This window comes from Tardibacter chloracetimidivorans (assembly GCF_001890385.1).
Classification (GTDB): domain Bacteria; phylum Pseudomonadota; class Alphaproteobacteria; order Sphingomonadales; family Sphingomonadaceae; genus Tardibacter; species Tardibacter chloracetimidivorans.
Map to the genome: position 1 here is coordinate 125743 of NZ_CP018225.1, position 19510 is coordinate 145252.

22 protein-coding genes and 1 pseudogene are annotated in these 19510 nt (G+C 63.2%); 17 read left to right on the plus strand and 6 right to left on the minus strand.

Features of this window, described 5'->3' with window-relative positions; genetic code table 11:
- Positions 1–6: 6 nt before the first annotated feature.
- The 5 genes from BSL82_RS19520 to BSL82_RS19540 all read right to left on the minus strand — a co-directional run bounded on the left by BSL82_RS19520 (position 7) and on the right by BSL82_RS19540 (position 5093).
- The gene (locus tag BSL82_RS19520) at positions 7–642 is read right to left on the minus strand and encodes a response regulator transcription factor (RefSeq protein ID WP_007683376.1); all 636 of its coding nucleotides are present in this window, start codon (positions 640–642) and stop codon (positions 7–9) included.
- A gap of 263 nt (positions 643–905) precedes the next feature.
- A complete protein-coding gene (locus BSL82_RS21315) occupies positions 906–1082 on the minus strand; it encodes a hypothetical protein (RefSeq protein ID WP_313443268.1) in 177 nt (58 codons plus the stop codon).
- A gap of 122 nt (positions 1083–1204) precedes the next feature.
- Positions 1205–2113: a ribose-phosphate pyrophosphokinase gene (locus BSL82_RS19530; protein WP_004212748.1), complete on the minus strand. Its 909-nt coding sequence runs from the start codon at positions 2111–2113 to the stop codon at positions 1205–1207.
- Positions 2110–3648: a thymidine phosphorylase family protein gene (locus BSL82_RS19535; RefSeq protein WP_004212749.1), complete on the minus strand. Its 1539-nt coding sequence runs from the start codon at positions 3646–3648 to the stop codon at positions 2110–2112. Before BSL82_RS19535 ends, BSL82_RS19530 begins: the two co-directional genes overlap by 4 nt.
- The gene (locus BSL82_RS19540; RefSeq protein WP_031304554.1) at positions 3645–5093 is read right to left on the minus strand and encodes an MBL fold metallo-hydrolase RNA specificity domain-containing protein; all 1449 of its coding nucleotides are present in this window, start codon (positions 5091–5093) and stop codon (positions 3645–3647) included. Before BSL82_RS19540 ends, BSL82_RS19535 begins: the two co-directional genes overlap by 4 nt.
- Before the next feature lie 252 nt (positions 5094–5345).
- On the opposite strand from BSL82_RS19540, the gene BSL82_RS19545 reads away from it, so the two are divergent.
- On the plus strand, positions 5346–5609 hold the full coding sequence (locus tag BSL82_RS19545) for a DUF2933 domain-containing protein (protein ID WP_007683380.1): 264 nt from the start codon (positions 5346–5348) through the stop codon (positions 5607–5609).
- A pseudogene (locus tag BSL82_RS19550) lies at positions 5606–6277 on the plus strand (methyltransferase family protein); the annotation flags it as partial. The gene BSL82_RS19545 and the pseudogene BSL82_RS19550, both read left to right, overlap by 4 nt.
- Before the next feature lie 117 nt (positions 6278–6394).
- On the opposite strand, the gene BSL82_RS19555 reads toward BSL82_RS19550, so the two are convergent.
- Positions 6395–6964 (minus strand): hypothetical protein, encoded by a 570-nt coding sequence (locus BSL82_RS19555; RefSeq protein ID WP_013039076.1) that lies wholly within the window; start codon positions 6962–6964, stop codon positions 6395–6397.
- Positions 6965–7185: 221 nt separating this feature from the next.
- Between BSL82_RS19555 and BSL82_RS19560 the strand changes: the two genes are divergently transcribed.
- From BSL82_RS19560 to virB10, 15 genes are all read left to right on the plus strand, one after another.
- Complete coding sequence (locus BSL82_RS19560) at positions 7186–7947, plus strand: helix-turn-helix transcriptional regulator (RefSeq protein WP_013849920.1); 762 nt, start codon at positions 7186–7188, stop codon at positions 7945–7947.
- 13 nt (positions 7948–7960) lie between these two features.
- Positions 7961–8707 carry a LuxR family transcriptional regulator gene (locus tag BSL82_RS19565; protein WP_007683385.1) on the plus strand — a complete coding sequence of 249 codons (747 nt, stop codon included), beginning with the start codon at positions 7961–7963 and terminating at the stop codon, positions 8705–8707.
- A 74-nt stretch (positions 8708–8781) separates the two neighbouring features.
- A complete protein-coding gene (locus BSL82_RS19570) occupies positions 8782–9393 on the plus strand; it encodes an acyl-homoserine-lactone synthase (protein WP_007683387.1) in 612 nt (203 codons plus the stop codon).
- An 11-nt stretch (positions 9394–9404) separates the two neighbouring features.
- A complete protein-coding gene (locus BSL82_RS19575) occupies positions 9405–10337 on the plus strand; it encodes a phytanoyl-CoA dioxygenase family protein (protein WP_013039073.1) in 933 nt (310 codons plus the stop codon).
- Between the two features lie 63 nt (positions 10338–10400).
- Complete coding sequence (locus BSL82_RS19580) at positions 10401–10739, plus strand: hypothetical protein (RefSeq protein ID WP_009823965.1); 339 nt, start codon at positions 10401–10403, stop codon at positions 10737–10739.
- The gene (locus BSL82_RS19585) at positions 10736–11401 is read left to right on the plus strand and encodes a lytic transglycosylase domain-containing protein (protein ID WP_013039071.1); all 666 of its coding nucleotides are present in this window, start codon (positions 10736–10738) and stop codon (positions 11399–11401) included. Before BSL82_RS19580 ends, BSL82_RS19585 begins: the two co-directional genes overlap by 4 nt.
- A complete protein-coding gene (locus BSL82_RS19590; RefSeq protein ID WP_013039070.1) occupies positions 11398–11736 on the plus strand; it encodes a TrbC/VirB2 family protein in 339 nt (112 codons plus the stop codon). Before BSL82_RS19585 ends, BSL82_RS19590 begins: the two co-directional genes overlap by 4 nt.
- The gene (locus BSL82_RS19595) at positions 11733–12083 is read left to right on the plus strand and encodes a VirB3 family type IV secretion system protein (protein WP_013039069.1); all 351 of its coding nucleotides are present in this window, start codon (positions 11733–11735) and stop codon (positions 12081–12083) included. Before BSL82_RS19590 ends, BSL82_RS19595 begins: the two co-directional genes overlap by 4 nt.
- Positions 12070–14487 (plus strand): VirB4 family type IV secretion/conjugal transfer ATPase, encoded by a 2418-nt coding sequence (locus BSL82_RS19600; RefSeq protein ID WP_072599039.1) that lies wholly within the window; start codon positions 12070–12072, stop codon positions 14485–14487. Before BSL82_RS19595 ends, BSL82_RS19600 begins: the two co-directional genes overlap by 14 nt.
- Before the next feature lie 3 nt (positions 14488–14490).
- Positions 14491–15204, plus strand: coding sequence for a TrbJ/VirB5 family protein (locus tag BSL82_RS19605; RefSeq protein WP_007683402.1), 714 nt, complete (start codon positions 14491–14493; stop codon positions 15202–15204).
- Between the two features lie 38 nt (positions 15205–15242).
- On the plus strand, positions 15243–15419 hold the full coding sequence (locus BSL82_RS21895; protein WP_418361288.1) for an EexN family lipoprotein: 177 nt from the start codon (positions 15243–15245) through the stop codon (positions 15417–15419).
- Between the two features lie 21 nt (positions 15420–15440).
- Positions 15441–16385: a TrbL/VirB6 family protein gene (locus BSL82_RS19610; RefSeq protein WP_013039067.1), complete on the plus strand. Its 945-nt coding sequence runs from the start codon at positions 15441–15443 to the stop codon at positions 16383–16385.
- A 340-nt stretch (positions 16386–16725) separates the two neighbouring features.
- A complete protein-coding gene (locus BSL82_RS19620) occupies positions 16726–17424 on the plus strand; it encodes a VirB8 family type IV secretion system protein (RefSeq protein ID WP_013039065.1) in 699 nt (232 codons plus the stop codon).
- Complete coding sequence (gene virB9 / locus BSL82_RS19625; protein WP_013039064.1) at positions 17421–18278, plus strand: P-type conjugative transfer protein VirB9; 858 nt, start codon at positions 17421–17423, stop codon at positions 18276–18278. The genes BSL82_RS19620 and virB9 overlap by 4 nt, the downstream gene beginning before the upstream one ends.
- A gap of 3 nt (positions 18279–18281) precedes the next feature.
- Entirely contained in the window at positions 18282–19508 is a 1227-nt protein-coding gene (gene virB10 / locus BSL82_RS19630; protein ID WP_013849913.1) for a type IV secretion system protein VirB10, read from the plus strand.
- The last annotated feature ends 2 nt before the right edge of the window (positions 19509–19510 follow it).

Consider the following 19510-nt stretch of genomic DNA (forward strand, 5'->3'; position numbering starts at 1 on the left):
AGAATTTTAGGGGTGCCCGTTTTCGGTCGATTCGTGCAGGTCGACGGCGAAAGCGATCCGCAACAGGTCGGGCAGGCTTTGCGCGTTGAGTTTGATCATCAGACTGGCCCGATGCAGCTCGACCGTGCGCGACGTGACGCCGAGTTCATCTGCGATAAGGCTATTTGGATAGCCTCGCGAAATTCCTCTCAGAACGGCCCGTTCGCGCTGCGTCAGTCTCGCGGCTTTCGAAAGAGCGTCGGCCTGTTCGGAGGCACGACGGGCTATACTCTCAAGCCAGCTGAAGCCGCGGTCGATCGCGCCGAGCAATGCGGCCTTCTCGACCGGTTTGGCGAGAAAGTCGGCAGCGCCCGCCTTCATCGCCTGTACGGCGAGCGTAGGATCGCCATTGCCCGTCAGCACCACGACGGGCATGTCGATACCGCGTCGCGTCAGCTCCGCCTGAACCTGCAGGCCGTCCATGTCGGGCATGTGCATGTCGAGAACCACGCAGCCTTTCTCGGCGTCCTCTGCGCTCAACAGAAACTCCGGCCCCGAAGCGTAGGCTTCTACGGCAAACCCTGCGGTCCGCAACGTGAAACTTAGTGCTTTTCGTATTGTCTCTTCGTCATCGACGATATGCACGACGCGCTTGTTCCCCATAGCCCCCGAGATCGATCAATACGCAGTGCCGCGAGGGCAGCGCTTCAAGGGATACTTCTCTGCACGTTGGACTATGGTCCCAGGTCAAGAGTAAAAATTTGGCGAGGCAAAACGGCGAAGGACAGCGAAACTGTGAGGGTTCGGCTACTCCGCTCACACCAATGCCGCGGTCGCTGCGGCTCATTGCCGGGTCTCTGCTCCGGACGATGCATGCGAGTTGCCCGCGCCGCCCTCGGCGCGATCGAGCCATCGCTACGCTTCCATCACATCGTCGACCGGCAGCGGGTTACTGGCGCCCGGCGGGCGAGGGGGGCGGGTTGGCCCTTGACGGCTGCGCGATCGGACGCCCAGGATAGCAGGGTGGCGCGCTTTACTTCGGGCTCAAGCTTCAGGTGCCCAGCAACGTCGAGGGGATCGATGAACGAGCGTGTGTGCGACACGACATATCCTCCTTCCCTGCCGCGATTTTCTCCGAAAGGGAGATCTCAGGAGATTGGTTCGGACTCGTTTAGGGTCAATGGATGAGGACGCGCACAGCGTTTGCCGGGCGTTCATTTCCGTCTTAGAACTGACGCGCAGCACGCCATTCAATCCGGTGGCGAACGGCCTCCGCGATCGCTGGCATGACGTCTATATCATTCGACGCATGTGCAACCGCGTTCGTGCTGACGATCCTTTCGACAAGCCCACCCAGAACCTGCGCTGCATCGCCGGCAAAAAGCGGATGCACGACCACGCAATCCGGTCGCGCGAACCCCATGCCGACCAGTTGGCGCGCCGCCTCGGTGAGGGTCCGACCGGATGAGGCGATATCGTCGACCAGCACCGGCTGGCGATCGAGAAACGCTGGGGCATTCGGAATCGAGATGGTGACGTGACGGTCGCCGGATCGGATTTTCTCGCACACGAGAAACGGAGCATCGGCATCGGCCGCCACCTGCGAGACCCACTGTTCGCTTTCCAGGTCCGGACCGATGATCAGCGGGCGAGCGACATTGCGCTTGATCCACGAGGCCAAAAACGGCGCGGCATGAACAACCTGGGTTGGGATGCGGTAGATTTCCGACAATTCATGGTAGCGATGGAGATGCGGATCGACCGTCACCAGCCAGTCGAGATGGCGAGACAGGATCGCAGCAAAGGTTCGCGACGTCACCGCCTCGCCGGCATGGAAGCGTATGTCCTGGCGCATGTAAGCGAGGTAAGGGGCGACGAGCCCGATCCTGCGAGCGCCAAGATCGCGCGCGGTGTCGGCTGCGAACAGCAGCGGCAACAGCTTGGCGTCCGGATGATCGAGACTGGACAGCAGGATGACCTCGCGGTCGCTGACGTCGTTTCCGACCCTGAGATAGGTTTCCCCGTCAGGAAACTGACGATGCTCGATCGTGCCGACCTCTGCATCGAGCGCGGCGGATAGCGGCTGTGCCAGGGCCTCGCTGCCAGGCAGCGCGAACAGGACGGGACGGTTCATAGCGCTTCAATCCCGAAGATCGGCCCGTCGCTCACGGCATAGGCCGCCGCATAGTCGAGCTCGCCCGGGCTCTCGGCATGAATGCTACACAAGGGAGCCCCGGCATCCACCATCTGGTTCAGCCGACACTGCAGTGCGACGCCAGCGGCCTTGGCCACCGGCGCGCCGGCGAGCTTCGCGACCGTCGCGAGCTTGCGATTGTCGATACTCACCAGGCGGCCGCTATAGGGAGCGATCATATCCTGCTGAAACCGGGCGACCGGTGGAGCCCGCATGCCGCCCTGCGCTTCGCAGATACGTTGGAACTTGGCCCAGGCCCCGCCGCTTTCGAGACACGCCCGCGCACGCGCATAGCCTTCGCCGGCCGGGGCCGCGTCAGCGAGCTCAAGCAGTCCTCCCGCCAGCTCGCAGGCCCGGTGGGCGAGATCCTCGGCGCCCGGCTGCCCCTGGAGGACGGCAAGGATATCCTGCGCCTCGAGCGCCGGGCCGATGCCCCGTCCGATCGGCTCCGCGCCGGGGCCGCGCATCACGCGCGTGCGAAGCCCGAAGGCTTGGGCGACCGAGCTCAGCGCGCGCTCGAGCGTATCGGCGGCATCGGTTCCGCGTACCTTGGCGGTCGGCCCGACCGGGATATCGATGACCAGATGGGTCGCACCGGCCGCGATTTTCTTGGACAGCACCGAGGCGACCATCTGCCCTACGGCATCGATATCGAGCACTCGTTCAACGCCGATGATCACATCGTCGGCCGGGCTGAGATTGACGGCGCCGCCCCAGGCGATGCAGCCGCCTTCGCGCTCGACCACCTTGCGGATGGCGGAAACGTCGAGGTCGACAGGTGCAAGCACCTCCATCGTGTCCGCCGTGCCGGCCGGCGAGGTGATCGCCCGCGACGATGTCTTGGGCATGATCAGGCCCTCCGCGGCCATGATCGAGACGATGATCGGCGTGGTGCGATTGCCCGGCAATCCACCGACGCTATGCTTGTCGACGATGACCGCTCCGGACCACTGCAATCGCTCGCCGACATCGACCATCGCCCTGGTCAGGCTGATCGTTTCGTCCGTATCGAGCGGGACCGCTGAGCATGCCGTGATGAACGCCGAGAGATGGACATCGCTATAGCGTCGCTCGGCGATGTCGGTCATGATCGCTGAAAAAGCCCCTTCACTGAGACGATTGCCATAGATGCGCCGACGCACTTCGGCGAGCGAGGCGAGAGGCTGGGCGTGCGCGATCTCGACCGGATCGCCCTCGCTGACGCCGAGCCGCCGCCATGCGGATTCGGACAGGCCGATCTCGCCGGGCGCTGGAGCCTCCGCGGAACTGTGCAGCAGCGAGACGACGATTTCCCGCCCGCCGGCGTGCAGCGCGACCTGCGCGCGCGACGCGAGACCTTCCGAGCGGCAGACGGGACAGTCTTGGCGCATGACCGCGATCAGATCACCTCCGGCAGCCGACAGGCCGAGGCGGTGTGCCCGCAGCGTCGTCGCGACAGGCTCTACTTCGGCGTCCTCGATGATCCCGGGCTTCACGCGAGCATGCCCCAGCTACCCAGCGCCGGTACGCTGCATGCCCAGCCCAGATCCTCCGAGACACGCTTCGCCAGGACCTGGGCGCCGGTCGGCTCGCCATGCGTGACATAGACATGGCGCGGGGGCTCTTGCAGCGACCCGAGCCAGCGCATGAGCTCGTCGCTGTCGGCATGCGCCGAAAGCATCGTCAGGTTGGCGACATCGGCTTCGACCGGGATATACTCGCCGTGGATCTTGATCGTCCGGGCGCCCCCGATCATGGCGGCGCCGCGGGTGCCCGCCGCCTGGAAGCCTGAGAAGAGGATGAGGTTCTTCCCATCCGGCGCGAAGCGCTTGAGATGGTGGAGCACGCGGCCGCCCGTTGCCATTCCACTGGCCGAGATGATGACCTTGGGAGCGGGGTTGGCGGTGAGTTCCTTGGATTCCTCCACTTCGCGCACATAGTGCGCGACGCTGCACGCCGCTTCGCACTCGGCGCGGGCCAGGCGATGCTCGTCCATGAAATCGCACATCAGCCCGCTCGCGTTGATCGCCATCGGGCTGTCGAGGAAGATCGGGATGTCGCGGAGGCGTCCCTGCGCGCGCAGACGCGAGAAATGATAGAGAAGCGACTGAACCCGTCCCACGGCGAAGGCCGGAATCACCACCGTCCCGCCTCTCTCGACGCATCGTTCGACATGATCTCCAAGCGTCTTTGTCGGATCGACCTGCTCGTGGCGCCGATCGCCATAGGTCGATTCCACTAGGACATAGTCGGCGCGCGCGGGCGGCTCGGGATCCTTCATCACCGCATCGCCGTAACGGCCGATGTCGCCTGAGAAGAGGATTGTCCGCCCCTTCCAGTCGATCTCGATCGACGCCGCGCCGAGGATGTGGCCGGCGCGATGGTAGCGCACCCTGATGCCGTCCGTGACTGCATGCCACGCTCCGAACTCGATCGGGCGGAAGAGCTGCAATGCCAGACGCGCGTCGGCCTGGGTGTAGAGGGGCAGCGCCGGCTGGTGCCTGGAGAAGCCGTGCTGGTTGGCGAACTCCGCATCCTTTTCCTGCAGATGGCCGCTGTCGGGAAGAAGGAGCTCGCACAGGGCCGCGGTCGCCCGCGTGGCAAGGACGGTCCCGTCCCAGCCCAGGCGCGCCATGCGCGGTAGTGCGCCCGAGTGATCGAGATGGGCGTGGGTCAGCAGCACCTGGCCGACATCCGCGACTTCGGGTGGGATCGATGCCCAATTAAGGCGGCGCAGATCCCTGGGTCCCTGAAACAGGCCGGAATCGACCACGATCTGAGTTTCACCATCGTCCACCAGATAACGCGACCCTGTGACCGTTCCCGATGCGCCGAGAAAGGCAACGCCGAGACCATCGGCCGGGCGCTTGGCCAGATCGATCCTTGCTTCACGCTCGAAGATGGTCACGCGGGAATGGTGCCGTTTCTTTCTCTTTTGCATGGACGCGGGCCTGCCTCTCACGATTATGTTCGTGAGCGCAGCATTGGTTCGCGGACGCCGCACGCCTATACGCAAAATCCGCAGCACGACTGCTGCTCCCCGACAGCTGCGTCGCCCGAACGCCGATGGCCGATCCCATCGATCGCCTTACCCATGCCTGCGCGATGCCCGGGGGACTTCGGTCTCTACTTATACCTTGCTCCTTGGACTCGAGCCTATGCTGCCCGGACGTTGACCAGAAGAGGACGGCATATGGGCGAACATGACCATCGCATGCGCAAGCGCGGCAAGATCGTTCTGATCGGCTTCCTGCTCGTCGCTAGCTTCTTCCTCCTCACCGAGCATACCGCGCACTTCCTGGGTGTGCTGCCCTATCTCATCCTGCTCGCCTGCCCGCTCATGCACCTGTTCATGCACCGCGGCCATGGTGGGCATCAGCATGGCCATGAGCCCGGTCAGGCACCCGCCGGCTTACCGGCCAATCCCAACGGCCGCATCGAAGGAGAGTCGCGATGACGCACGCCGACTATGGCTATGGTCTGTGGGGGCTCGCGCTGGTTAACGCCGCCGTTTTCATCCTCTTTGCGTTCAGCTTCTTCAAGCCGGCAACTAAACGAGACTGGCGCAGTTTGGGGGCGTTCAGCGCTTTCATCATAGCGCTCTTCGCGGAAATGTATGGCTTCCCGCTCACGATCTTCGTGCTTTCGGGGTGGCTCCAGTCGTATTTCCCCGCTGTCGACTGGTGGAGCCACGATGCTGGACATCTCCTGGAGATGATGTTCGGCTGGCGAGTTAATCCCCATTACGGTCCATTCCACATCGCCAGCTTTGTGCTGATCGGCGTGGGTTACTGGCTGATCTCGGTTGCATGGACGGCCCTTCACTTGAGTCAGCGCAAACACCAATTGGCCCTTACTGGGATTTATGCCCGGATCCGGCACCCGCAATATGTCGGCTTCATTCTCGTCATGCTCGGCTTTTTGCTACAATGGCCGACCCTTTTGACCCTTGCTATGTTTCCGGTGCTCGTCGTGATGTATATTCGGCTGGCTCGGCATGAGGAAAAGGAGGCGCTAGCCAACTTCGGCGAGGTTTACCGCGATTATATGGCTCGCGTGCCCGGCTTCATTCCGAATCTGACAATCCATTCGCGTCGAAGAAGGCCATGGCGATCCTTGACGGGAATGGCTGATGTAATTGCCGGCAAGGTCAATGCTGACGTTCTGACTGGCCTTATTATTCGGACATCGTTACCCGACCTCACAGCACACTACTGCAGCAATCCCGGTTCGACTGCGCAATCATCTTGGGAGGGCAAGTTCGCCTTGCACGGGCAGATTCGGTGTGGAGCTGATGCCCGGCACTAGACGCAGAGCATCGCCGATCAAGGTATAGACGGCGTGGCGCTGGCCGCCACGGTTCCGATGGTCGACGCGATAGCCCTGATAATGTCGGCGGAGCAGGCCTGCATTCACCAGTTCGGAAACGGCGCGACTGAGATTACTCTTGCCGGCTGTGCGAATGCGTGCCCGCATTTCCTCCGCGATCACGCCGCGCCTTTTCTCCGGATCGCCGGGGAGCAGTCCGTTTCTAGCGAGGTCGCTCTCGACCCGCTCGGCCAGCGTAATGCTGCGCGGACCACGCTGGGCCATCGGGGTCAATGCGTCGCATAGCCAATCGCGCAGGGAAACGAGCCCATCGTTCCGCCTGACCCAGGGACCGGCGCTTCCATCTGGCCCCGCCACCTGGGCGATCAGGTTGAGCAGCATGAAGGCATAACGGGGCCGGCTCGATACGGTCGCCAGCGTCTCGAGCACGGCCGCGACATCACAGCCAATGGAGGGTTCAAGAGGCTTGCCTGCATGAAACATAACATGATGGAATCAAGCACAAAGCAGGATCAATGTGAATCCCAAATCGGCGGCCGCAGACGGGTTGTCAGCTATGACACTTTGCCGGCGGATAAAGTGTCATAGGCGATCCATTCTAATCGTAGATTGTTGCGAATCGTTCTCAACTCATCCTGATAATCATGGCGCTCGCCGCTTAGGTGTGGACGAGCCGTCTCCTCGCGAACGAGCTTCCGTCGCCTATGGCGAACAGGATAAAAGACTGCGGCCGCCTTGATGATCTCACGCGCTTTGCGACGGACTGTCAGCGTGCTGAAACCCTTGGCGATCTGCATGGCACGATCGATGCCGCCGTGCGCGATCTTGGCTTCCGCTGGTTCACGCTGCTTCACAATATCGACCTTCGGCGCGGCGACGAGCAAAGCCTGTTCCTCACAACCTATCCGTCGGCCTGGCTCGAGGAAGTTCTAGAAGAACGCCACTATATCGAAGATCCCATTCATGCGGCCTGCGCACGTACGCCCTCTGGACTGGCCTGGGACCGTGTCGGCGACGTGCTGGAGCTCACGCCGCGCCAGCGAGGCATCCTTGACCGCGCCCGGGATCATGACCTTGCATCGGGCTACAGTTTGCCGATCCGGACTCCGGGCGAGCCCGAGGCGATCTTCACTGCGGCCCGATCACGCGACGAGCCGCTGAGTGCAGAAGAGGTTCTGACCGCCCGTCTGCTCGGCTCGGTCGCTTATGATCGGGCGCGCGAGCTGCTTGGCGAAAGGGCAGGGCCATTGGCCTGCGTCCCTCTCAGCCCTCGCCAGGTCGAATGCATCGCGCTCGTCGCGCAAGGCAAAAGCGACTGGGAGATCGGCCAGATCCTCGGCCTCAGCCGCGACACCGTGCACGAATATGTTGAATCGGCCCGCAGGCGTTATGGCGTGCGACGACGCACGCAGCTGGTGCTGCGCGCGGTTCGCGATGGTCATCTCAACATGGAAGCGCTGCTCTGATCTCGCCGGCCATATGATGATCGGGCTTGGGCAAGTTCAGGATTTCTGCGCTGTCGCTGGCGCGATCAAGGACGCTACGGCCTTGTCTGACCTGATGGCCGAAATCACGAAGGCCATGGGCTTTCGGCACTATGCCCTGGTCCATCATGTCGACCTGAAGCCTGCGGTTCGCTCGGTCCACATCGTCGACTATCCGCAAGACTGGGTGGAGCGCTTCCAGGCGAGACGCCTCTATGCGAGCGACCCGATCCACCGCGCCAGCCATCGCACCAATGTGGGCTTTGCCTGGTCGGCGGTTCAGTCGATCATCTCTCTGACGGCCGCCGATCGCTCGATCCTGGCAGAAGCCTACGAGGCCGGGCTGGGCGACGGCTTCACCGTTCCGGCCCATATTCCTGGCGAGCTCAATGGATCCTGTTCCTTCGCGATGGCGGCGGGCGAGATGCTCGACCATCGGCAGCTGCCGTTCGTGCAGCTCGTCGGCAGCTTCGCGTTCGAAGCGGCACGCAAGATTTCCCGGATCCACGCGCCGCAATCCGAATGCCCGAGCCTGACCGAAAGGCAGGCCGAATGCGTGGCGCTGGTCGCGCGGGGCAAGACCGATTGGGAGATCAGCCAGATCCTCGGCATCGGCCAGGAAACGGTGATCCAGCATGTGAAGGATGCGCGCGACCGCTATGGCGTCACCAAGCGCACCCTCCTCGCCATTCGCGCCTTGTTCGAAGGGCAAATCAGCTTTGCCGATGTGTTCGGCCGATGATCTCCCCAGAACTGGGGATAACGCAAGAAAGCCGCCTCTGATCGACTGACAGGCCTCACCAAAAGGAGGCTGTCATGCACATCGGGACCGGCTTTTCGCAAGCCATGGAACACCGCCTGTTTCGCTCCATGTTCGAGGAGCGCAAGCGGGTCTTCGTCGATCTTCTTCGCTGGGACGTTCCGGTCATCGCCGGTCGCTACGAGATCGATCAGTTCGACAATGATCGCGCCGTCTACATCGTTGTTACCGGGGACGACGGGGAACACCGGGCATCCGCACGGCTTCTGCCGACCACGCACGAGCATATTCTCGGCACGATCTTCCCGGATCTTTGCGAGGAAGCGCCGCCGCGCGGCAGTGCTATCCTGGAAATCACCCGCTTTTGCCTTGCGCGAAAATTGCGCGCCCGGGAGCGTCTCGAGCTGCGCAATCAGCTGGTCACCGCGCTCGTCGAATATGCCCTCGCCAACCAGATCCACAGCTTCACCGGGGTCGCCGAGTGGCCGTGGTTCCAGCAGATCCTGGGTTTCGGCTGGACTTGCCGACCATTGGGTCTTCCCACGTCCGAGCAAGGGCGAAGTCTCGTCGCCTTGCAAATCGATGTGGACGACCGAACGCGCGAGCAGCTGCGCGCGAGCGGCATTTTCCGCCCTGTCGGCCTTGCCGATCTTCCCGCCGCAGCATGAGGAGGGCGATCATGGCCACGATCGCACCGCGCGGCGTCTCCGCCGCGACCAAAGCCGACGAAAATCTGCGGCAGCACGGCTTCTGCATCCTGCGGGATGTCGAGTCTCGGTCACGCATCGAGGAGATCAATCGATCCCTCCATCCGCGTTTTGCCGCCACGCCTTTCTGCCAGGGCGGATTCTATGGCCCTCGGACAAAACGCTTCGGTGGCCTGCTGAAGCGCGCGCCGACGGTTGAAAGTCTTGTCCAAAACCCTGCCGTCATGCGCCTCGTCCACGCTATCCTCGAGCCCTGGTGCGACACGGTCCAGCTCAACCTCACGCAAGCGCTCGAGCTGCACCCGGGGGCGCCAGCGCAATTTCCGCACCGGGATCAGGACATGTGGCGCGGTCCGACCGGCGAGCTCGAATATCTCGTCAACGTCATGTGGCCGATTTCGCCGTTCAAGGCCGAAAATGGGGCGACGCTGGTCTGGCCGGGGAGCCACAATGGCGGGCAGGGCGACGACGGCGCGGAGCCGGTCGCCATCGAAGCGGATCCGGGATCGGCGATCATATTCCTGGGATCGACCCTCCATGGCGCCGGCGCGAATCGTTCAAACGCGGTGCGCCGAGGCATCATCGTCAGCTACTGCCTCGGCTGGCTGAAGCCCTATGAGAACCAGTGGCTGACCTATCCGCCCGAGGTGGCCAGCGCATTCGATCCCGAGCTTGCCGCGCTGGTCGGCTACCAGCAGCACCGCCCCAATCTCGGCAATTATGACGGGCAGTGCCCGTCCATCCTGCTCGGCGGCGATCCGCCAGACCATCTCGCCGCAATCGATGCTCTCCGGCCCGACCAGGAAGGCGCTCTGTCCGAATTCCTGCGGCAGCAAACCGATCAACTCCCCCCCCGGCTAGGGGGATTGCCGAAATCGAGCGCGGTCGGAACAAAAGAGAGGTGAAATCCAACGGATAGCTGACGGCATTTCCCGACGCGGGAGCTGTCTCTCGCGGGGGAAGACCCGATGCAACGTGCAATATTCGGCATGGCGATGCTCGCCCTCGCCACAGCCCTTCCAAGCGCACCGGCAGCGGCGAATGACCTGGGCTGCCAGGTTCTCCTGTGTCTTTCCAATCCCGGTGGCGCGACCCAATACGCGCAATGCGTGTCGCCGATGACCAAGCTATGGCAACGCTTGGCCACCGGCGGCGCCTTTCCCGGCTGTAGCGGCGGCGTCGCCCGCACGAAGGTCTATGATCGCGATTCCACAACTCGCCGCCGGGTGGTCATCACGTTCAACGACGGCCGCAGCCAGACCTTCTCGCTGGCCGGCATCGAGCGTTTGGACGGCGGCCGCCGATGATCCTCGATGTCGCCACCCTTCTTTCGCTTGCAGGAGCTTGCGCACCGACGGTGGCGCCTGAGACGCTCATTTCGATCGTCCACACGGAGAGCCGGTTCAACAGTCTCGCAATCGGGGTCAATAGTCCCGGCGTGCGCGCGCCAAAGCCCGCGACCAAGGCGCAGGCAATCGCTGCGGCGCGCAGCCTGATTGGTCGAGGCTACAACATCGATCTCGGCCTGGGGCAGATCAACAGCGCCAATCTCGGCTGGCTGGGGCTTTCGGTGGAAAATGCATTCGAGCCCTGCTCCAACCTAGCCGCCGCCGCGCGTGTCCTAGCGACCAACTACCAGGCGGTCGCGCGCCTTGCCCCGAGCCGCGATCACGCGATCGCGACCGCCCTGTCGCTGTACAATACCGGCGACCGGCAGCGCGGTTTTCGCAACGGCTATGTCGCCAGGGTCTATGCCAGCGCGTCGGCCGTCATTCCGTTGATCCGGAGTACGGCGCCGGCAACCAGAAACTCGGTCGTTGCCCCAGCGGCTCCGGCCTTCGCTCCGCCACCCGATACCCCTGTTTCGCCCCCGGCCGCAGCCGGGTGGAATACAGCGGCGAGGGCGAGCCAGGCCTCGCTCATGGTGTTCGGCGACGGGGCCGCATCTCAGAAAGGACAGCATCCATGACAGCAATCACCGCCCACCTGGGCGGACGGCCACAATGGGCGCGACTTCTGCTGCGCATCATCGGCGTGATGGCATTGGCGCTGCTTGTCTCGATACTGCTGAGCGATCCTGCGCACGCGCAAGGTGCCGACGGCATCACGTCCATGGCGGAGAACATCAAGACCTGGCTCACCGGGACCTTCGCCAAGACCATCGCGGTGATCGCGGTCGTGATCGTCGGGTTCATGTTTTTCACCGGGCGCGCCAGCCTCGGCCTTCTGGTGACGGTCATTGTTGGCATCTTCATCGTCTTCAGCGCGCAGTGGATCGTCGACACCATCACGGGTGGCGCGTGAAGGAGAGCGCCGCGCTGGACGAGCGGCTGCGCGAGGAGACGTTGTTTCTCGCGGTCACGCGCCCGACGATGTGGCTCGGCGTGCCGCTCGAAGCCTCGTTGCCGATCGCGCTTGCCGCCTGTCTCACTTTGATCGTCAGCGGCAACCCGCTCTATGCCGGCGCCATCGGAGGCGCCTGTCTTGCTGTTGCACGGCTCATCGTGCGGCATGATGCCAACGCCTTCCGGCTGCTGTGCCTCTGGACCATGACCAAGGCGCGCAACCGGAACCGCGTCTGGTGGGGCGGCAGTTCCTATTCGCCGCTCCCGGTCGCCGGGCTGAAACGCAAGGGCTTTGCGCGTGGCTAGCGCGGCTGCCCAGCTCCCGCCGCGCAAGACGCCGTGGCGCATATTGCGGCAAGAGGCCGAGCCTGGGCGCTATCTGCCCTATGCGCGCCACGTGACGTCGGAGGTGATCGCGCTCGATAGCGGCGACCTCATGATGATGTTCCGCCTCGAGGGGCTCGCCTTCGAAACCGCGGATCCGATCCACCTCAACGACTGGCATGAGAAGCTCAACGGCACCTGGCGCAACATTGCCGACGACCGGCTCGCGCTCTGGACCCACATCGTTCGCCGCCCGGTCGATGACTATCCCGAAGGCCAATTCCGCTCGGACTTCGCGGCCGAACTGGACGAAAAATATCGCGCGCGGGTGACGGCCAAGCGCATGTTCGTCAACGAGCACTATCTGACGCTGATCATGCGGCCGGCGGTCGGCTCGGCCGATCGGACGGGGCTTCTCCTCAAGCGCATCGCCAAGGCCAGGGCGGCCGATGAAGAAATCGACCCTGACGAACTGGCCCGCTTCGAGGAGAAGGCGCGCGATATCGAAAAGCTCCTCCGGCGGTGCAGCCCCGCACGGCTCGGCCTCTATGAGCAAAATGGCCTCCTATTCTCCAGGCCGCTCGAAGTGCTCGAGCAAGTCATGATGGGCGCCAAGGCCAAGGTGCCGCTGGTCCGAGGCCATCTTGGATCCGCACTCTACGGCGAGCGGGTGATCTTCGGACGCGAGACGGTCGAGATCCGCGCCCATGATGCGAGCCGCTGGCTGGGGATTTTCGGCATCCGGGAATATCCTGCGCTCACCCGTCCCGGTCAGATGAACGCTCTGCTCGGCCAGGATTTCGCGTTCGTCGTGTCGCAATCCTTCACCTTCATGGGGAAGGCGCGCGCGGCCGAAAGGCTGCGCCGGCGACAGAACCAGATGGCCTCGACCGAGGACGCGGCAGCAAGCCAGGCGCTCGACCTTGAAGACGCCGCCGACGATCTTCAAAGCAATCGGTTCGTGCTGGGCGAACATCACTTCTCGCTTGGGGTGTTTGCCGAGAGCCAGAGGCGGCTCGCCGATAATCTGTCGGCCGCGCGGGCGGCGCTCGCGGACGCTGGTCTGGTGTCGGCGAGGGAAGGTCCGGCGCTCGAAGCAGCCTTCTGGGCTCAGCTTCCCGGTAACTTCGCGTGGCGGGCGCGGCCGGCGGCAATCACATCGCGGAATTTCGCCGCATTGGCACCCTTCCATACCTATCCCGCGGGCCGGCCGAGCGGAAATCATTGGGGTCCGGCGATCGCGCTGATGAAGACGGCCGCGCAATCGCCCTACTATTTCAACTTCCATGTCGGGGATCTCGGCCACACGCTCATTATCGGTCCCTCGGGCGCGGGCAAAACGGTCGTTCAGAACTTCCTGATGGCGCAGCTCGAGAAGACGGGCGCGCAGCAGATCTTCATCGACAAGGATCGCGGCGCCGAGATCTACGTGCGGTCTGTTGGCGGGATCTATCTGACGCTGAAGAACGGGGAGCCAACCGGCTTCGCGCCGCTGCGGGCGCTCGAATATGGACCGCGCAACCTCGTCTTTCTCGGTCGTCTGATCCGGCAGCTGGTGACGCCGCCGGGCGGCCCGCTGGGCGTCACCCAGGAGCGTATGATCGACGAAGGCTTGGCGTCGCTCGGGCGGCTCGCACCGGAGAACCGATCCATTCTGGCCCTGCGCCAGCTGCTCGGCCAGCGCGACCCGGAAGGCATCGGCGCTCGACTTGAGAAATGGTCGCGGGGCGGATCGCTGGGTTGGGTGTTCGACAACGAGATCGATGCTTTGTCGCTCGATGCGCCGTTCCTCGGCTTCGACATGACCGACTTCCTCGACAATCTGGAAGTTCGCACGCCGATCATGATGTACATGTTCCATCGCATCGACGGCCTTCTGGATGGCCGCCGACTGGTGATCGACATCGATGAGTTCTGGAAGGCGCTGGGTGATGACGCTTTCCGCGCCTTTGCCCAGGATGGCCTGAAGACCTACCGCAAGCAGAACGCCTTCTTGGTTTTCGGCACGCAGAGCCCGGCCGATGCGCTGCGCTCGGATATCTCACACAGTATCATGGAGCAGGTCGCGACCAAGATCCTGCTGCCCAACCCCTATGGGCGTGAAACGGATTATATCGACGGGCTGGGCCTGACCCAGGCGGAATTCAAGCTCGTCCGTCACGACCTGAACCCCGAGTCTCGCCGCTTCCTCATCAAGCAGGGTCATGACTCGATCGTGGTGGAACTGGACCTGGGCGGCCTCTCCGACGAGCTCGCGGTGCTCTCGGGCACCACGGAAACCGTGACGCTCCTCGATGCCATTCGCGCTGATGTCGGCGACGACCCGGCGAAATGGCTGCCTCTTTTTCACCAGCAGCGTCGGTCTGCATCGATCAGGAAAGGATGAGCTATGGGTAAGGGCATATACGCAGCACTTGGCGCCATCGCCCTAGGAATGGCGGGGCCTGCAGTTGCGCAAGGCATCCCCGTCTACGACAGCTCCGGTTATCTGCAGGCGCTGGCCACGGTGAAAAACACCCTGTCGATGATCGATCAGGGGAAGGAGCAGATCGCAGAAGCGAAGCAGCTCTATGGCAGCTTCAACCAGGTCACCGACGTCAACGGCATCGCATCATCTCTTTCCACCGATGCCATGCGCCATCTTCTGCCGCGGGAGGCCCGTGACATCAGTCGGCTGATGTCGTCGGACAATGCCAGCCTGGGTTCGCTCGGGAGCTCCGCGACCCGTATCCGGGACGCCAACCGCATCGCTTTGCCGGAATTGCGGCCAGGTGCGTCGGCGTATGAGCGCGCGTCCCGCGATAACCTCTTGCGGAACGGCGACCTCGCAGCGCGCGACGCCGCGATCGCGGAGGCGGCCTATGGCGTGTCGGCCCAGCGTACCGCCGGCCTCGAAGAGCTGAGAACCTCGCTGGATACCGCTTCGGACGCCAAGCAGGTCATGGATATCCAGGCGAGGGTAGGGGTCGAGAATGCCCATATCCAGAACGACGCCTTGCAATTGCAGGCGCTGCGAATGCGGCAAGAAGCAGACGTCCAGTTGCGATCACAGCGCGAAAGCGAAGCGATACTGGCGACGAAGCTAGAAAGCTTGTCGCAATGACCGCGAGAGCTTTGCTGCTTGGGTTTGCCGCAGCGGGAATGCTCGCAGGATGCGAGCGGGCACCGCGCGGGAAGGACTATCTAACCTCTCACCCGGAAGAGCTCAGAGGACTCGTCAAGGCCTGTGCCGACGGATCACATCCCAACGAACAGGAGTGTTCCAACGCTGAAAGCCTCCGGATCCTCGACAACAAGATGCGGTCGCTTTCGAAATAATCCAGCGCCCTGGAGCCTCGCATGGCCACGGACATGTTCAATTCACTTTACGCGAACGTTGATGGGAAGCTTGATCTTTTCCTCAACGAGCGTCTCCAAAACGTCGTAGAGGTTGTCCGTGGTCCGCTCGCTGTCGGGCTGGTTATCTACATCGCCCTGTTCGGCTACATGGTGATGCGGGGCATCATCAGCGAACCATGGGGTGAGCTATTCTATCGGATGGTGAAGCTCTGCCTGCTGTATGTTGCTGCGACGACGGTCGCCTATTCCGATTGGATCACGACGCCGCTCTTCCACGGAATGCCCGATGCGATCTCCCAAGCTCTCGCCGGTAAGACGATCGACACAGTAGGAGAGGCATTCGACGACTATTACACTCAAAGTGATGCTATAGTTGCGCGGATAGAGACTGAAGCCGCAACCTACAGCGACATTAACCCATATAAACTGGTCCTCTATGCGCTGAGCCTGGGGCTGAAGGCATTAGTTGGGCTCTCGGCAGCGGTTGGATTCGCTATCACCATATTTGCCAAAGTTGCGTTGGCGATCATTATCGCGCTTGGCCCCATCTTCATCGCCCTAGCTCTTTTCGAGCCAACGAGGCGTTTTTTCCACGGCTGGCTGGGCCAAGTATTCAACTATATCGTTCTCCTTGCTGTAATCATAGCCATCACGACCCTAATCACAGACCTCGGAGCGGCTGCAACAGCAGCATCTGAAGGCGTCGTGGATACGGCTTTCGGTGCTGTCCTGTTTGCAGCGTACATATTTTTGGGGACGATCTTCTTCTTCCAGGCTCCGGCCATCGCGACGGGAATAGCCGGGGGCGCGGCTGCCGGCGTGGGTGCCTTCGCCGGAACGGCTTGGGGGACGATGGCATCTCCCTTCCGACAGCGTCGCGTCATGCGCAACAGTCGCAACTTGGAGCGCGCCGCTCGTCGCGGCGGCACCATCGAATCGGCGTAGTGAGGCATCATCATGACTTTCCTTTTTCCGCGAATTTCCGCCTCGAGCTTCCGCCGCAGCGTCGCTTGCCTAGTCGGTGGCTTAGCTGTGCTCGGCGTCGCGGGCTGTGCTTCCGGACCCAAGAAGCTCGCGGTTTGCAATGGTCATCGCCTGCGAGACGTGAACATCTACGGAAGCGTCCTGCCTGGCTCGCCAGTGCCTGCCACCACGGCACCAAGAGTTGCGCCGCCCATACCGCCCCTGTCCCATCCTCGAGACGGCGATCCGCCCCCGCCGCCCGCCGTGCCGTCGCCGTCTACCTCGGACGACAAGGTCTCGTTCGCACCAAGGGGATCGCATTATGCGAGCTGCTGATGACCGCTCGGAGGCCGTGCCGGCATCGGGGCTGCAGCGCTATTTCCGGGACGCACGAAGCTGGGATCAGGACAGGATCCGGAACGCGCTGCGCTCGACCCGCATCGCTTGGAGCATCGCGGCCATCGCCTCACTCCTGGCCGCGGCCTCGATCTTCGCAGTTGCGGCTCTGACACCTCTCAAGACTGTCGTGCCCTATGTTATTCGCGTCAACCAGACCACCGGCGCGGTGGATGTCCAGACCGCGCTCACCCAGCGGCCGATGCGCTACGATGAGGCGGTCACCAAATACTTCCTCGCCCAGTATGTGAGAACCCGCGAAAGCTGGATCCCGGCAGCGGCCGAAGAAAATTTTCGGTTCGTGACGATCCTCTCGCAACCGACTGAACAGCAGCGCTGGGCGCGCTTCTACAGCAGCAACAATGGCGCAAGTCCCCAAAATGTCTGGGGCAAGAATGCCGTCGTGCAAGCGCGCGTGCGCAACATCGCCTTCATCAACGATCGCGTCGCCAATGTGCGGTTCACGCGGACGGTCCAGACCGAGACCGACGTTCAGAACAGCGATTGGATCGCCACGATCACGTTCGCCTACGCCAACGCGCCCATGGCGGAAGGCGATCGCTACCGGAACCCGCTGGGATTCCAGGTCGAAAACTATCGTGCCGATCCGGAGGTGATCCGATGAGGGCACTCTCCGCCGCCATCATTTGCGCGCTGGTGCCTGTAACGGCGGCGCACGCGGTCGAAGTTCCGCGAGGTGGTCCGTCCGACCCGCGCGTCAAGTTCGTCGAATATGAAGAGACCGAGGTCTATCGGATCGTCGGCACGTTCCGGACCGCAACGCAGATTGTCCTGAGCGACGATGAGACGATCCAGCACGTCGCGCTGGGCGACACCGTATCTTGGGAGGTCGCCGTCGCCGGGCACATCCTGTTCCTCAAGCCGCGTGAGCGTGCCGGACCGACCAATCTCATCGTCACCACGTCGCGCGGAGGCGAATTGCGCAGCTATGCGTTCGAGTTGACCGCTCGCAGCGGTCCGATCACGGGCCGCAACGGCCAAGCCTATTTTCAGGTGCGGTTCCGATATCCCAGGGACGACGCCGACCGCGCCGCGCGTCTCAGGGCCGCGCAGATTGCCATGCAGGCCGCTGCCCTAGAGGGCCGCGCCGTTCGCGGCGCTCTCGATCATGCGGTCGTCGAAGGGCCTCGCAACATGAACTACAAGGTGCAGGGCTCCAGCGAGCTTCAGCCGTCGGAGGTCTCCGATAACGGGCAGTTCACGGTGTTGCGTTTCCCCGCGAACCGCGAGGTGCCGGCGATATATCTGGTGCGACCGGACGGATCTGAGACGCTGGTCCCCTTCGACGTCCGCGACGAATTCGTCGTCGTCCATTTGGTGGCGCGTCAGCTGCGCCTTCGGCGAGGCGGCGAGGTGCTGTGCATCTATAATCAGGCGCCAGAACCCTATGGGGTCGATCATGGGACGAACACCGGGTCGCCCCATGTCGAGCGCACCATCACACATCCGCAGGAATGAGCCATGGCCGAAGATCCATCCTCCGTTTCGCGCCTTCTGCCGAGCGCCGATCTCACGCCGGAGAAAGACGAGATCCTGCACGAGCGCGGTATCGAGCCGATCGGGGGGATGACGCCTTCCAAGCGCAATACCGCCCTCATCTTTGCCGGCACGGCGATGGTACTGGGCATCCTGTGGGTTAATTCCGGGACGAGCCAACAGGGCTCCAATCGTGACCTCACTGCACCGGGCGGGGCGGCCCAAGAGCGGCGCGATATCGTGGCGCGGGAAACCGTCGATTACGCGGCGGTCGCTCCGCAGCCGAGACCGCTGGGCGCAGGCGGGAGCGATCCCAACGCACCTGTGCTCAATCCCGCAGCAGGGGTTCCTGGCCCCGACGGTCAGATCGTCCCTGCCATGCAGCCCGGTGCGGCGCCAGGACCGACAGGAGGGACGGGCGCCCGGCCCAACCTCGCCGACCGGGCGCGACGGTCGACACTCATCGCCTATGGCGGGCGCGATCTCGGTGGGGAGACCTCGCAAGGTCCGGCGGCGGCCTCGGGCGCGCAACCGACCGAAAATTCAGGAACGCCAGGGAGCGCTGAGGGCGGGGCGCCCAATGCGCTGGATCTTCTGCGGCAAAGTTCGGCCGTAGGCGAAGCGCGAGCCTCGATGCTCCCCAATCGCAATTTTCTGATCACTGCGGGGACATTGATTCCCTGCACCCTTCAGACGGCCATCAATTCCGCGCAGCCTGGATACACGTCCTGCATGATCCCGCGCGATGTCTACTCCGAGAATGGCCGGGTCGTGCTCATGGAAAAGGGCACGCGCGTGCTCGGCGAGTATCGCGGAGGTATCCAACAGGGTCAGAACCGCCTCTTTGTGCTTTGGACCCGGGCGGTGACGCCACAAGGCGTCCGCATCGACCTTGCCTCGCCTGGGTCAGACGCGCTCGGCCGCGCCGGGCTTGCTGGGGCGGTCGACAGCTTCTTTTGGGCACGGTTCGGCGGCGCGCTCCTGCTCTCGCTCGTCGATGACGCCGCCTATATTGCCGGGCAGGCCGCATCGAGCGGCAACGGCAATTTCAACAATGTCACGCGTGCGCCGAGCGAAGGGGCCGCGATCGCGCTCCAGAACAACATCAATATCCGGCCGGTGCTGAAAAAGAACCAGGGCGAGGAGGTCGGTATCTTCGTCGCCAAGGACTTCAACTTCGCCGATGTCTACAATCTAGAGCTGCGGCGGTAAGC

Excerpts from the sequence above, each read along its gene's own strand:
- BSL82_RS19565 (WP_007683385.1), top strand. The coding sequence starts at position 7,961 with ATGATGATCGGGCTTGGGCAAGTTCAGGATTTCTGCGCTGTCGCTGGC.
- virB10 (WP_013849913.1), top strand. The coding sequence starts at position 18,282 with ATGGCCGAAGATCCATCCTCCGTTTCGCGCCTTCTGCCGAGCGCCGAT.
- BSL82_RS19585 (WP_013039071.1), top strand. The coding sequence starts at position 10,736 with ATGATCCTCGATGTCGCCACCCTTCTTTCGCTTGCAGGAGCTTGCGCA.
- BSL82_RS19555 (WP_013039076.1), bottom strand. The coding sequence starts at position 6,964 with ATGTTTCATGCAGGCAAGCCTCTTGAACCCTCCATTGGCTGTGATGTC.
- virB9 (WP_013039064.1), top strand. The coding sequence starts at position 17,421 with ATGAGGGCACTCTCCGCCGCCATCATTTGCGCGCTGGTGCCTGTAACG.
- BSL82_RS19575 (WP_013039073.1), top strand. The coding sequence starts at position 9,405 with ATGGCCACGATCGCACCGCGCGGCGTCTCCGCCGCGACCAAAGCCGAC.
- BSL82_RS19520 (WP_007683376.1), bottom strand. The coding sequence starts at position 642 with ATGGGGAACAAGCGCGTCGTGCATATCGTCGATGACGAAGAGACAATA.
- BSL82_RS19580 (WP_009823965.1), top strand. The coding sequence starts at position 10,401 with ATGCAACGTGCAATATTCGGCATGGCGATGCTCGCCCTCGCCACAGCC.
- BSL82_RS19545 (WP_007683380.1), top strand. The coding sequence starts at position 5,346 with ATGGGCGAACATGACCATCGCATGCGCAAGCGCGGCAAGATCGTTCTG.
- BSL82_RS19540 (WP_031304554.1), bottom strand. The coding sequence starts at position 5,093 with ATGCAAAAGAGAAAGAAACGGCACCATTCCCGCGTGACCATCTTCGAG.
- BSL82_RS19610 (WP_013039067.1), top strand. The coding sequence starts at position 15,441 with ATGGCCACGGACATGTTCAATTCACTTTACGCGAACGTTGATGGGAAG.
- BSL82_RS19620 (WP_013039065.1), top strand. The coding sequence starts at position 16,726 with ATGCGAGCTGCTGATGACCGCTCGGAGGCCGTGCCGGCATCGGGGCTG.
- BSL82_RS19570 (WP_007683387.1), top strand. The coding sequence starts at position 8,782 with ATGCACATCGGGACCGGCTTTTCGCAAGCCATGGAACACCGCCTGTTT.
- BSL82_RS19590 (WP_013039070.1), top strand. The coding sequence starts at position 11,398 with ATGACAGCAATCACCGCCCACCTGGGCGGACGGCCACAATGGGCGCGA.
- BSL82_RS19530 (WP_004212748.1), bottom strand. The coding sequence starts at position 2,113 with ATGAACCGTCCCGTCCTGTTCGCGCTGCCTGGCAGCGAGGCCCTGGCA.
- BSL82_RS19605 (WP_007683402.1), top strand. The coding sequence starts at position 14,491 with ATGGGTAAGGGCATATACGCAGCACTTGGCGCCATCGCCCTAGGAATG.
- BSL82_RS21895 (WP_418361288.1), top strand. The coding sequence starts at position 15,243 with ATGCTCGCAGGATGCGAGCGGGCACCGCGCGGGAAGGACTATCTAACC.
- BSL82_RS19560 (WP_013849920.1), top strand. The coding sequence starts at position 7,186 with ATGGCGAACAGGATAAAAGACTGCGGCCGCCTTGATGATCTCACGCGC.